The organism is Klebsiella sp. LY, from assembly GCF_004010915.1.
Taxonomy (GTDB): Bacteria; Pseudomonadota; Gammaproteobacteria; order Enterobacterales; family Enterobacteriaceae; genus Klebsiella; species Klebsiella quasipneumoniae.
The window spans coordinates 1,776,222-1,788,723 of record NZ_CP022444.1; the positions used below are offsets into that span (position 1 = coordinate 1,776,222).

General features: G+C 61.3%; 13 protein-coding genes and 1 pseudogene. 9 read left to right on the forward strand and 5 right to left on the reverse strand.

All coding sequences use genetic code 11. The annotated features are described in order from the left end of the window. Positions 1–20: 20 nt before the first annotated feature. Entirely contained in the window at positions 21–2,858 is a 2,838-nt protein-coding gene (gene glnE, locus CE636_RS11510; protein WP_017899742.1) for a bifunctional [glutamate--ammonia ligase]-adenylyl-L-tyrosine phosphorylase/[glutamate--ammonia-ligase] adenylyltransferase, read from the reverse strand. A gap of 20 nt (positions 2,859–2,878) precedes the next feature. Then, positions 2,879–4,177 carry an inorganic triphosphatase gene (locus tag CE636_RS11515; protein WP_017899741.1) on the reverse strand — a complete coding sequence of 433 codons (1,299 nt, stop codon included), beginning with the start codon at positions 4,175–4,177 and terminating at the stop codon, positions 2,879–2,881. 214 nt (positions 4,178–4,391) lie between these two features. On the opposite strand from CE636_RS11515, the gene CE636_RS11520 reads away from it, so the two are divergent. Both CE636_RS11520 and CE636_RS11525 read left to right on the forward strand, forming a co-directional pair. Then, entirely contained in the window at positions 4,392–5,012 is a 621-nt protein-coding gene (locus CE636_RS11520) for a TIGR04211 family SH3 domain-containing protein (RefSeq protein WP_004205252.1), read from the forward strand. Positions 5,013–5,073: 61 nt separating this feature from the next. Then, positions 5,074–6,315 carry a multifunctional CCA addition/repair protein gene (locus CE636_RS11525; RefSeq protein WP_017899740.1) on the forward strand — a complete coding sequence of 414 codons (1,242 nt, stop codon included), beginning with the start codon at positions 5,074–5,076 and terminating at the stop codon, positions 6,313–6,315. Between the two features lie 11 nt (positions 6,316–6,326). Here CE636_RS11525 and bacA read toward each other — a convergent pair whose 3' ends face one another. Beyond that, positions 6,327–7,148, reverse strand: coding sequence for an undecaprenyl-diphosphate phosphatase (gene bacA / locus CE636_RS11530; protein WP_004205255.1), 822 nt, complete (start codon positions 7,146–7,148; stop codon positions 6,327–6,329). 198 nt (positions 7,149–7,346) lie between these two features. Beyond that, positions 7,347–7,730: a bifunctional dihydroneopterin aldolase/7,8-dihydroneopterin epimerase gene (gene folB, locus CE636_RS11535; protein WP_004150923.1), complete on the reverse strand. Its 384-nt coding sequence runs from the start codon at positions 7,728–7,730 to the stop codon at positions 7,347–7,349. A 107-nt stretch (positions 7,731–7,837) separates the two neighbouring features. Between folB and plsY the strand changes: the two genes are divergently transcribed. Both plsY and CE636_RS29570 read left to right on the forward strand, forming a co-directional pair. Next, the gene (plsY, locus tag CE636_RS11540) at positions 7,838–8,455 is read left to right on the forward strand and encodes a glycerol-3-phosphate 1-O-acyltransferase PlsY (protein ID WP_004205257.1); all 618 of its coding nucleotides are present in this window, start codon (positions 7,838–7,840) and stop codon (positions 8,453–8,455) included. A 149-nt stretch (positions 8,456–8,604) separates the two neighbouring features. Then, positions 8,605–8,706, forward strand: a pseudogene (locus CE636_RS29570) (hypothetical protein); the annotation flags it as partial. Positions 8,707–8,716: 10 nt separating this feature from the next. On the opposite strand, the gene CE636_RS11545 reads toward CE636_RS29570, so the two are convergent. After that, complete coding sequence (locus tag CE636_RS11545) at positions 8,717–8,863, reverse strand: hypothetical protein (RefSeq protein WP_032447021.1); 147 nt, start codon at positions 8,861–8,863, stop codon at positions 8,717–8,719. On the opposite strand from CE636_RS11545, the gene CE636_RS11550 reads away from it, so the two are divergent. The 5 genes from CE636_RS11550 to ureE are packed head-to-tail and all read left to right on the forward strand — an operon-like array spanning position 8,853 to position 12,501. Beyond that, complete coding sequence (locus CE636_RS11550) at positions 8,853–9,677, forward strand: urease accessory protein UreD (RefSeq protein WP_017899739.1); 825 nt, start codon at positions 8,853–8,855, stop codon at positions 9,675–9,677. The two genes, CE636_RS11545 and CE636_RS11550, sit on opposite strands and share 11 nt — an antisense overlap. A 9-nt stretch (positions 9,678–9,686) precedes the next feature. Beyond that, entirely contained in the window at positions 9,687–9,989 is a 303-nt protein-coding gene (locus tag CE636_RS11555; RefSeq protein WP_002916871.1) for an urease subunit gamma, read from the forward strand. Positions 9,990–9,998: 9 nt separating this feature from the next. Next, on the forward strand, positions 9,999–10,319 hold the full coding sequence (locus tag CE636_RS11560; RefSeq protein WP_017899738.1) for an urease subunit beta: 321 nt from the start codon (positions 9,999–10,001) through the stop codon (positions 10,317–10,319). Continuing rightward, positions 10,312–12,015 (forward strand): urease subunit alpha, encoded by a 1,704-nt coding sequence (gene ureC / locus CE636_RS11565; RefSeq protein ID WP_017899737.1) that lies wholly within the window; start codon positions 10,312–10,314, stop codon positions 12,013–12,015. The genes CE636_RS11560 and ureC overlap by 8 nt, the downstream gene beginning before the upstream one ends. 9 nt (positions 12,016–12,024) lie before the next feature. Continuing rightward, a complete protein-coding gene (ureE, locus tag CE636_RS11570; protein ID WP_017899736.1) occupies positions 12,025–12,501 on the forward strand; it encodes an urease accessory protein UreE in 477 nt (158 codons plus the stop codon). Position 12,502 lies beyond the last annotated feature (1 nt).

Sequence of the window (12,502 nt, forward strand, 5' to 3'; positions counted from 1 at the left end):
TAGCACACCCGATTTTATAGTTAAGCCATCAGCCACTTCTGCCAGCTGGCGCTGACCTGCTCACGCTCCCGGCTGAATGCCTCCGGCGCCACGTGTCCCGGCAGCTCCTGCAGGGCCAGGTGATGGAGCGCATCACGCAAGGTGGTGTACGCGTGCGTTAAAGCTCGCGCTTCCTCCTCGTCCATGATGTCGTTCTGCGCCAGCAGCTCGAGAATACGCACGTTATCAGACCAGCGGGTCAGCTTTGGCTTGTCGCTGGCATAGCGTAGGACCAGATACTGGGTAATAAATTCAACATCCGTGATCCCACCGGCATCGGCTTTGATATCAAAACGATCGGCATGTTTGTTGCCAAGGTGGGCGCGCATCTTCTCGCGCATCTCGCGAACCTCGGTCTGCAGGGTCGCGCCATCCCGCACGGTGGTCAGAATATCGCGCCGAATGGCGTCAAATCGCGCCTGCAGCGCCGGGTCGCCATAGACCACGCGAGCGCGCACCAGCGCCTGATGCTCCCATGTCCAGGCTTCGTTCTGCTGATAGTCGGCAAACGCGTCGGCGGTGGTGACCAGCATCCCCGCCGCGCCGGAAGGGCGCAGCCGGGCGTCAACTTCGTAGAGAATACCGGACGAAGTGCGGGTGCTGAACAGATGCATGATCCGCTGAGCCAGCCGCAGGTAGAACTGACGGCCGTCGATCTCCCGCTCGCCGTCGGTCATCACCTCCGGCGGGCAGTCATGGAGGAACACCAGGTCGAGATCGGAACTGTAGCCCAGCTCCCAGCCGCCGAGCTTGCCGTAGCCGACGACGGCGAAGCCGCGCCCCTGGCGATCGTGCAGATGGGTCGGCTGGCCGTAGCGGGCCACCATCTGTCCCCATGCCTGCTGCACCACCGCGTCGAGGATGGCTTCGGCAAGCCAGGTTAAGTGATCGCTAACCTTCATCACCGGTAGCGTGCCAGCGATATCCGCCGCGGCGATATGCAGCTGCTGCGCCTGCTTGAACTGGCGCAATGCTTCCAGCTGCTGCTCTTCATCCTCTTCCGGCACCCGCAGCAGATACTGACGCAGCTCATCGCGATAGGCATCGGTCGCCGTCGGCTGATAGAGGGTGTTGGGATCCAGTAGCTCATCAAGCAGCAGCGGGTGGCGCGCCAGCTGGCTGGCGACCATCGGCGACGCGGCGCAGAGCGTAATCAGGTGCTTCAGCGCGCCGGGGAATTCGCTCAGCAGTTCAAGATAGGTGGTGCGAGTGACGATCCCGGTCAACAGCGGCGTGATCCGCGCCAGAGGCAGCGGCGCATCGGCGCGCGAGCAGATTTCGCTCAGCAGATGCGGCATCAGTTGATCCAGCACCTGGCGGCCGCGCGGGCCGATGGTGCGCCGATCCAGCTCTTTACGGAAATCGGCAATCAGCGCCAGCACGCTGCGGCGGTCGGCGTCGTTTAAATGCGCCAGCGCCGGGCTGGCGTCATCTTCTTCCAGCGCATCCTGCCACAGCTCGCGCCAGTACTCGGCGAGCTGCTCATCCGGCGACTGAGCCTCATCATCGCCGATCAGCTCATTAAACACCCGCCGCACGCTGGCCATATGGCTCGCCAGCTGCGCGCTCAGCGTCTCCCAGTCGTCAGTATGCATCCCCCACGCCAGCCTGGCGCGGTTCAGTTCATCCTGCGGCAGAGTCTGGGTCTGCTCATCGTTGATGCTCTGCAGCAGATTTTCCAGCCGGCGCAGGAACAGATAGGCCGCGCGCAGCAGCGCCGCGTCGCCTTCCGGCAGCAGATGCAGCTCATCAATCGCCGCCAGCGTCGGCAGCAGCGCCCGCTGCTGCAGCGCAGGTTCGCGACCGCCGCGGATCAGCTGAAAGACCTGCACGATAAACTCAATTTCACGGATCCCGCCGGCGCCGAGCTTGATGTTGTCTTTCAGCCCGCGACGCCGCACTTCGCGAGCGATCATCCCTTTCATGTTACGCAGCGACTGGATCACGCTGAAGTCGATATAGCGGCGGAAGACGAAGGGGCGAAGCATCGCGCGCAGCTCGCTGGCGTAGGCGTCGTCGTTATCGCCCATGATCCGCGCTTTCACCATCGCGTAGCGTTCCCAGTCCCGGCCCTGCTCCTGGTAATAATCCTCCAGTGCCGCAAAGCTGAGCACCAGCGGCCCGCTGTCGCCAAACGGTCGCAGGCGCATGTCCACCCGATAGACAAAGCCGTCCTGCGTCGGCTGGTCGAGCGCCTTGATCAGCCGCTGCCCCAGGCGGGTAAAGAACTGGGCGTTATCCAGCTCGCGGCGGCCGCCGCGGGTGGCGCCATGCTCAGGCCAGGCAAAAATCAGATCGATATCGGAAGAGAAGTTCAGCTCGCCGCCGCCCAGCTTTCCCATCCCGAGGATCAGCAGCGGCTGCGGCTGACCCTCAGCGTTGCAGGGCGTTCCCCACTCCTTACAGCAGGCGGCATACAGCCAGTCGCGAGCGGCGACAATCAGGGTCTCTGCCAGGACGCTCAGCTGCTGCAGCGTCTCTTCTTCGCTTACCAGCGACAGCGCCTGCGCCCAGGCAATGCGGACCATCATCTGGCGGCGGAAAAGACGCAGCTCTCGCATCAACCCCGCTTCGTCAGCCACCGCTTGCAGGCGATCCTGCAGCCAGGTCTCGTAATGCCGCCACTCTTCCGCCTCCGGCGAGGAGTCCGCAAGCTCGTTCAGCCAGCCTGGCTGGGCGATCACACTCTGTTCGACAAAATCACTGAACGCCATCACCGACCGGGCCTGCGGGCTCAGTTCGGCGACGGGAAAATCCGCTGGCAGGCGGTCAGCGACCGTCTGCCAGTGCTGCTGTAACTGCGAAGAAAGCGGCATCATAGGGGCTCCCTGGCCTGTAATTATCGTTTTCCACTATGCAGCCAGAACGGCTCGGCAGCCAGCGCCTGGCGACGGAAATATTCAAAGACGCTGCGGTCGTCATGCTCTATCGCACGCTGAAGCTCCTGCCAGTTCTCCAGCCACGGCGCGACGGCGTCGCCATAGGCGCCCGCCAGCAGCTGGACGCTGTCGATATCGCGGGACAGCTTCGGCAACTGGTCGGCGGCATCTTCAACCGCCAGATGCTGCACGGCGCTGCGCAGCTCGGCCGCCACCCGCGAGAGGTTAATATCGGCAAACCGTTTGAACGATCCGGCTATTTTTTTCTCTCCCGCCTCGTTGAGGAACGGACGCCAGCCGCGCTGGACCAGCCATTCGGTCAGCGCCAGTTTGGCGGCGACGACCTCGGTGCGGAATAACGCCTCCTCGGCGGTGTCCGCGGCCAGCAGCGCGGCTTCGGCGTCGTTCAGCAAGGCGCGGAGGTGGGTGGTCGCCTTCCGCGGCACGATGCCGCCGAACAGCACGAGGGCATGGCGCACGCGGGCCAACGCCAGCAGGATTTCCGCTTTAGCTTTCGCGTTGCCGCGCAGCCAGACCTCATCGTGATACAGCCAGTGCGCCAGGGCGCTCTCCAGCGCCGCCTCCACCCCCTGCTCCACGCTGGCCTTCGCCGCCACCGGCAGCACCGCCAGCCGGGCCACCGGGCGCTCATTGTTGCCTTGCGCCAGATGATACCCGCGCGCGGCTTTGCTCAGGCTCCCCTGACGCAGGACGCCGCTCTCCAGCAAACGATGCGCGAAGCGCAGCAGATCGGCGGTCTCCCCGGCGAGCAACTCCAGCTCCAGCTCGCAGATCGGCTCCTGATGCTCGCCCGCCTTCACTTCGCCGCGATCGAGGGCAATCTCAATCTCACTCTTTCCTTCCTGGATCACCCAGCGTTCACGGGCAAAGTCGGTGCTGAACAGCGGCTGGACATGCTCCGCCAGCGCGGCCGGAAGTTCTCCTTGCGGCCAGACCTCCGCCGGCAGGCGCTCAAGCGCCAGCTCCGGTTTATCCAGTGGAATATTGTATTCCGGGCGCTGGTGCAGGCCGCCCACCACCCGACCGGCGATTTTCAGCGTCATTTCATAACGGCCCTGATCGCCGCGGATGCGCAGCCCCATGTCGTGACGACGCAGCCAGTTATCGGCGGTTTCGTAATAAATGTTCAGCAACTGGCCCGCGGGCGTATGTTTCGCCTCGAGCGCATTGAGCTGCTCGCGCAGCGTCTCTACCCCATCCTGAGCGACGATAAACTTAAGTTCGATTTCTTGAGCCATGACTGAATTCTTCCGCTTCTGTGCTGCGCCGACAAATTGCGGCGAACTTACGACGATATTTTTTGTCAGTAGATAGTATTTTGCGGCGAATCGCCATGCAACGCGCTTTTTGCCGGGCCACCTCCTGGATGATTCCGATTGTGGCGGAAAACTTTGCGTCGCTCTGGCGATGCCTCTACTATCGTTCCACTTTTTATGACCAAACGATGACCTGATGCCAAAATTACGCCTGATTACTTTTACTTTGCTCGCGCTTAGCGCCGCCACGGCGGTTCACGCAGAAGAAAAGCGCTACGTTTCCGATGAGCTTAACACCTGGGTTCGCAGCGGCCCGGGCGATAATTATCGTCTGGTCGGCACCATCAACGCCGGGGAAGAAGTGGCGGTGCTGCAAACCAACGACAGCACCAGTTACGCTCAGATCCGCGACGCCAATGGGCGTACCGCCTGGATCCCGCTGAAAGAGCTGAGCAACGAGCCCAGCCTGCGCACCCGCGTCCCGGATCTGGAAAACCAGGTCAAAACGCTGACCGATAAGCTGAATAATATCGACGCCACCTGGAACCAGCGCACGGCGGATATGCAGAAGAAAGTCGCCGGCAGCGACAGCGTGATCAACGCGCTGAAAGACGAGAACCAAAAGTTGAAAAATGAGCTGGTTGTCGCGCAGAAGAAGGTGAATGCGGCGAATCTGCAGCTTGATGACAAACAGCGCACCATTATCATGCAGTGGTTTATGTACGGCGGCGGCGTGTTGGGCGTCGGTCTGCTGCTGGGTCTGGTGCTGCCGCATCTGGTGCCAAGCCGCAAACGTAAAGACCGGTGGATGAACTAATTCGTCTTCTCTGCCAGACTTACGTATCATCTTGCAAAAAACAGATACGGGAGAATCAGGCGTGAAGAGTTATCTGGTCGGCGGTGCGGTGCGCGACGCGCTGTTAGGACTGCCGGTCAAAGACCGAGACTGGGTGGTGGTGGGCGCCACCCCGCAACAGATGCTTGACGCGGGCTATCAGCAGGTAGGCCGCGACTTTCCCGTGTTCCTTCATCCGCAAAGCCGGGAAGAGTATGCCCTGGCCCGCACCGAGCGCAAATCCGGCGCAGGCTATACCGGTTTTACCTGCTATGCCGCCCCGGACGTCACCCTCGAAGCGGATCTGCTGCGCCGTGACCTGACGGTCAACGCCCTCGCCCAGGACGCCGACGGCGCAATTATCGACCCCTACGGCGGACAAAACGATCTCCGCCAGCGTCTGCTGCGCCATGTCTCCCCCGCCTTTAGCGAAGATCCGCTGCGCGTGCTGCGCGTGGCGCGCTTTGCCGCCCGCTATGCCCATCTCGGTTTTCGCATTGCCGAAGAGACCCAGACCCTGATGGCCGCCATGGTTGAGGCCGGCGAACTGGCCCATTTAACGCCGGAGCGGGTGTGGAAAGAGACGGAAAGCGCGTTGACCACCCGCAACCCGCAGGTCTTTTTTCAGACGCTGCGCGATTGCCAGGCCCTCAAGGTGCTGTTCCCGGAGATTGACGCCCTGTACGGTGTGCCGGCCCCAGCCAAATGGCACCCGGAAATCGACACCGGCCTGCACACCCTGATGACCGTCACGATGGCCGCGATGCTGTCGCCGGACGTCGATGTGCGCTTCGCCACCCTATGCCATGACCTCGGCAAAGGGCTGACGCCGAAAGCGCTCTGGCCGCGTCACCACGGCCATGGCCCGGCGGGAGTCAAGCTGGTGGAACAGCTCTGCGCGCGTCTGCGGGTGCCGAACGATATCCGCGATCTCGCGAAACTGGTGGCGGAGTATCATGATCTGATCCACACCCTGCCGATCCTGCAGCCGAAAACCCTCGTCAAACTCTTCGACAGCATTGACGCCTGGCGTAAACCGCAGCGCGTGCAGCAGATCGCCCTCACCAGCGAAGCCGACGTTCGCGGGCGCACCGGTTTCGAGGCTAGCGATTATCCGCAGGGGCGCCTGCTATTAGAGGCCTGGGAAGTGGCGAGGTCGGTCTCCACCAAAGAGGTGGTGGCGGCGGGGTTTAAAGGGGCGGAAATTCGCGAGGAGCTGACGCGGCGGAGAATTGCGGCGGTGGCGCAGTGGAAGGAACAGCGTTGCCCCCAGCCGCAAGGCTGAGGGCGCAGGCCTTAGAAGAAGACCACGTAAACCGCTGCCGCGACGATAAAGCGGTAGATAGCGAACGGAATGAACGAGATCCGTTTGATCAGCTGCAGGAAGGTTTTAATCGCAATCAGCGCCACGATAAACGCCATCACGAAGCCGACGGCAAACATCGGGACATCGCCCATGTTGAGGAAGCCGATGCTCTTGTAGACGTCCAGCACCGTGGCGCCCATCATCATCGGTACCGCCAGCAGGAATGAGAATTCCGACGCCGCGTAGCGGCTGACGCCCATCAGCATGCCGCCGGAGATGGTCGCCCCTGAGCGGGAGAAGCCCGGCCACAGCGCCAGGCACTGGAAGCAGCCGATAACGAACGCCTGACGATAGGTCATATCGTCAATCCCGACCGCGCGCGGCTGTTTCGGCTTCAGCACTTCCGCCGCAATTAACAGCACACCGCCGACAATCAGGGCGTACATCACGTTTACCGGGTTAAACAAAGATTTAATGGTGTCGTGGAAAATAAGCCCCATCACCACCGCGGGGATCATGCCGAGAAGGATATGGATAAGCGACAAGCGACCGCTGCCTTTACCTTCGTGCTCCGGCGGCCTGCCGAAATGGATGCCGATCAGGCCGAACAGGCGACGCCAGAACATGACCACCACGGCGAGTATCGAGCCTAGCTGAATAACCACTTCAAAGGTATTTGCCGTATCACCTTCAAACCCCAGCAGGTGACCAACAATAATCATATGACCGGTACTGGAAACAGGTAAAAACTCTGTCAACCCCTCAACCACACCCAATATTGCCGCCACCAGCAGCGAGTGTATATCGCTCATCCAATTAAACCCTTTAAAAAAGTAAAATGAAAAAAACCAGGAACACGGTATCGTTCAACAGGCACAACCCGACTGCCAGAGGGCGCGCAATCCGCAGCATACACGGCGTACACAAGGATTCGCCTGCCGTTCTGGTAGAAGATCGCCAGTAAAATTGCCTGATGACCGGATGCTATGACCGGTATAAACGCAATTTGTTTAACAAGTATGACCTGAAAAGTTTTGTTTCAGATTAAGGCCACGTTCAATAATCACCCCGACGTTTGCCGCGCGAGCCACGGCGCCAGGTTTGCTGACTTTAATGCGCACCCATGGCGACTGGAATGTCTCCAGCAGCAGGTCGGCCACCTCTTCCGCCACCCGCTCCACTAACGCGAATTTTCCCCCCTCAACATGCGCGATGACGCGCTCGCTGATATCAGCATAGCTGAGGCAATCGCTGACATCATCGCTGGCGGCCGCCTTGCGGTTATCCCATGCAATTTCGATATCGAACACCAGCTTCTGCTCAATGGTTTGTTCCCAGTCATAAACACCAATGGTGGTGATTACCGAAAGTTGCTCTATAAATACAATATCCATCACGCCCTGCCTGCTTTTTAGCTAAACCGGATACCACTTCCGGCGAATTATGCGTATTATCCACAGATGCAGAGAATACAACGACATTTTCAAAACGGAACAGCGTTATGAGTGCAATCGCGCCTGGACTGGTACTCCTCGCCTACCTCTGCGGCTCCATTTCCAGCGCCATTCTGGTATGTCGCCTTGCTGGCCTGCCCGACCCACGCGACAGCGGCTCAGGCAACCCCGGGGCCACTAACGTACTACGAATTGGCGGAAAAGGGGCGGCCGTAGCGGTACTTATTTTTGATGTGCTGAAGGGCATGCTGCCGGTATGGGGCGCCTGGGCGCTGGGCCTGACGCCGTTCTGGCTGGGTTTAGTGGCGATTGCCGCCTGCGTGGGCCATATCTGGCCAGTTTTCTTTCATTTCCGCGGCGGTAAAGGCGTCGCCACGGCCTTCGGCGCTATCGCCCCCATCGGCCTCGACCTGACCGGCGTGATGGCCGGGACCTGGCTGCTGACCATCCTGCTCAGCGGTTACTCTTCCCTTGGCGCTATCGTCAGCGCGCTGATCGCTCCGTTCTACGTCTGGTGGTTTAAACCGCAGTACACCTTCCCGGTGTCGATGCTCTCCTGCCTGATCCTCCTGCGCCATCACGACAACATTCAGCGTCTGTGGCGCCGCCAGGAGAGCAAAATCTGGACGCGTGTGAAGAAGAAAAAAACGCCAGAAGAGAAGTAATCTCCCCTCCCGGCCCCGCCAGCCGGAGGGATCCCCGCTTCTATTTACCTGTCTCACCCGCCTTTTCGCCTTACGTCGTCATGATTGGCGATCTTCACCACATCCCTCTTTTGTAACAATGCGTTAGCGGTGACCCACAGCAAAAATCACGCCAGCGACCAGCGGCGCGGCGTTCCCCCCGCTGGCACCTTTTCCGCCGCGGCCAGGCAGCGGATCAGGATATTGACGGCAATGATTATCCGGGTGAATAATCCGGAGCGGTTATGCCGCTTTCCCCTTGCGCCCAATGCGACGCTGCGGGTAACAGATGACATAAGCGTTTCGTATGACCGGGATAATCTCCCGCCGATCAATACTCATTGCTGCTGTTTTATCTTGATTTTGCAGGGGCGCAACATTGCACGGCACCGTGTTACCACCACTCAAAAAAGGCTGGCAGGCCACGCTGGATCTGCGCTTTCAGCAGGCCGGCGGCAAGACCGTTCTCGCCAGCGCCCAACACGTCGGCCCGCTGACCGTCCAGCGCCCGTTTTACCCGGAAGAAGAGACCTGTCACCTCTATCTGCTTCACCCCCCCGGCGGCATCGTCGGCGGTGATGAACTGACGATTAGCGCCCACCTTGATCCCGGCTGCCATACCCTGATAACCATGCCTGGAGCCAGCAAGTTTTACCGCAGCAGCGGCGCGCAAGCGCTTTTGCGCCAGCAGTTGACCCTCGCCCCGCAGGCGACCCTGGAGTGGCTCCCGCAGGATGCCATCTTCTTTCCCGGGGCGAACGCCCGACTGTCCACCACCTTTCACCTGTGTGCCTCCAGCACCCTGCTGGCCTGGGATCTGCTCTGCCTTGGCCGCCCGGTGATCGGCGAAACCTTCAGCCACGGCACCCTCAGCAACCGGCTGGAGGTATGGGTGGACGATGAGCCGCTGCTGGTCGAGCGCCTGCACCTGCAGGAGGGAGAGCTCTCCAGCATCGCTGGACGTCCCTGGGTCGGCACGCTGCTGTGCTATCCGGCAACCGATGCCCTGCTCGACGGGGTGCGCGACGCGCTGGCGCCGCTCGACCTCTACGCCGGCGCCAGCCTGACCGACCGCCTGCTGACGGTGCGCTTCCTCAGTGACGATAATCTGATTTGCCAGCAGGTGATGCGCGACGTCTGGCAGTTTCTGCGTCCTCATCTCACCGGCAAGTCCCCCGTACTCCCCCGAATCTGGCTGACTTAAGAGAACGTTATGGAACTGACCCCCCGAGAAAAAGACAAGCTGTTACTGTTTACCGCCGCGCTGGTGGCGGAACGCCGCCTGGCCCGCGGCCTGAAGCTCAACTATCCGGAATCCGTGGCCCTGATCAGCGCCTTTATTATGGAAGGCGCCCGCGACGGCAAAAGCGTGGCCTCGCTGATGGAGGAAGGTCGTCACGTCCTGACCCGCGAGCAGGTGATGGAAGGCGTCCCGGAAATGATCCCGGATATCCAGGTCGAAGCCACCTTCCCGGACGGCTCGAAGCTGGTCACCGTTCACAACCCGATTATCTGAGGCAGCGCCATGATCCCTGGTGAATATCACGTTAAGCCCGGCCAGATAGCCCTCAACACCGGCCGGGCGACCTGTCGCGTGGTCGTTGAAAACCACGGCGATCGTCCGATTCAGGTCGGTTCGCACTACCATTTCGCCGAGGTCAACCCGGCGCTGAAGTTCGACCGTCAGCAGGCCACCGGCTATCGCCTGAATATCCCGGCCGGCACGGCGGTACGCTTTGAACCTGGCCAGAAACGCGAGATTGAGCTGGTGGCCTTCGCCGGTCACCGCGCCGTCTTCGGCTTCCGCGGCGAAGTCATGGGCCCACTGGAGGCAAACGATGAGTAATATTTCACGCCAGGCCTATGCCGACATGTTCGGCCCCACCGTCGGCGATAAGGTGCGCCTGGCCGATACCGAGCTGTGGATCGAGGTGGAGGACGATTTGACCACCTACGGGGAAGAGGTCAAATTCGGCGGCGGCAAAGTGATCCGCGACGGGATGGGCCAGGGACAGATGCTGGCCGCCGACTGTGTTGACCTGGTGCTCACCAACGCGCTGATCGTCGATCACTGGGGCATCGTTAAGGCCGATATCGGCGTGAAGGACGGCCGGATCTTCGCCATCGGCAAAGCCGGCAACCCCGACATCCAGCCCAACGTCACCATCCCCATCGGCGCCGCGACGGAAGTGATTGCCGCCGAAGGAAAAATCGTCACCGCCGGCGGGATCGATACCCATATTCACTGGATCTGTCCGCAGCAGGCGGAAGAGGCGCTGGTCTCCGGCGTGACCACCATGGTCGGCGGCGGCACCGGCCCGGCGGCGGGTACCCATGCCACCACCTGCACCCCGGGGCCATGGTATATCTCACGCATGCTGCAGGCGGCCGACAGCCTGCCGGTTAATATCGGCCTGTTGGGCAAGGGCAACGTTTCTCAGCCGGACGCTCTACGCGAGCAGGTGGCGGCGGGCGTTATTGGCCTGAAGATCCATGAGGACTGGGGCGCCACCCCGGCGGCGATCGACTGCGCATTAACCGTCGCCGATGAGATGGATATTCAGGTCGCCCTGCACAGCGACACCCTCAATGAGTCCGGTTTTGTGGAAGATACCCTTGCCGCCATCGGCGGGCGCACCATTCACACCTTTCATACCGAAGGGGCCGGCGGCGGCCATGCGCCGGACATCATCACCGCCTGCGCCCACCCGAACATTTTGCCGTCCTCCACCAACCCAACGCTGCCCTACACCCTCAACACCATCGACGAACATCTCGATATGCTGATGGTCTGCCACCATCTGGACCCGGACATCGCCGAGGACGTGGCCTTTGCCGAGTCGCGCATTCGCCGGGAAACCATCGCCGCAGAAGACGTGCTGCACGACCTTGGCGCCTTCTCGCTCACCTCCTCCGATTCGCAGGCCATGGGCCGCGTCGGAGAAGTGGTTCTCCGCACCTGGCAGGTGGCGCACCGCATGAAGGTGCAGCGCGGCGCGCTGGCGGAGGAGACCGGGGATAACGACAACTTCCGCGTGAAGCGCTACATCGCCAAATACACCATCAACCCGGCGCTGACCCACGGCATCGCGCACGAAGTCGGCTCCATTGAGGTGGGTAAGCTGGCGGACCTGGTGGTCTGGTCGCCTGCCTTCTTCGGCGTGAAACCGGCCACCGTGATCAAGGGCGGCATGATCGCCATCGCGCCGATGGGCGATATCAATGCCTCTATTCCGACCCCGCAGCCGGTACACTACCGTCCGATGTTTGGCGCGCTGGGCAGCGCCCGCCATCACTGCCGCCTCACCTTCCTGTCGCAGGCAGCGGCGGACCATGGCGTAGCCGAGCGGCTGAACCTGCGCAGCGCGATTGCCGTGGTGAAAGGCTGCCGCACGGTGCAGAAAGCCGACATGGTGCACAACAGCCTGCAGCCTAACATCACCGTCGACGCGCAGACCTATGAGGTGCGAGTGGATGGCGAACTCATCACCAGCGAGCCGGCAGAGGTTCTGCCGATGGCGCAACGTTATTTTCTGTTTTAAGGAGTGCGGATGCTTTATTTAACTCAACGTCTGGAGACCCCCGCCGCCGCGACCGCCAGCGTTACGCTGCCGATTGATGTTCGCGTCAAAAGCCGGGTAAAAGTTACCCTCAACGATGGCCGGGAAGCCGGTCTGCTGCTGCCCCGCGGCCTGCTGCTGCGCGGCGGCGATGTGCTGAGTAACGAAGACGGCACCGAATTTGTGCAGGTGATTGCCGCTGATGAAGGGGTGTCGGTGGTGCGCTGCGACGACCCGTTTATGCTGGCGAAGGCCTGCTATCACCTCGGCAACCGTCACGTACCGCTGCAGATTATGCCGGGCGAGCTGCGCTACCATCACGATCACGTGCTGGACGATATGCTGCGCCAGTTCGGCCTGACGGTGACCTTTGGCCAGCTGCCGTTCGAGCCGGAAGCCGGCGCTTACGCCAGCGAAAGCCACGGTCATCATCATGCTCATCATGACCACCACGCTCACAGCCACTAGC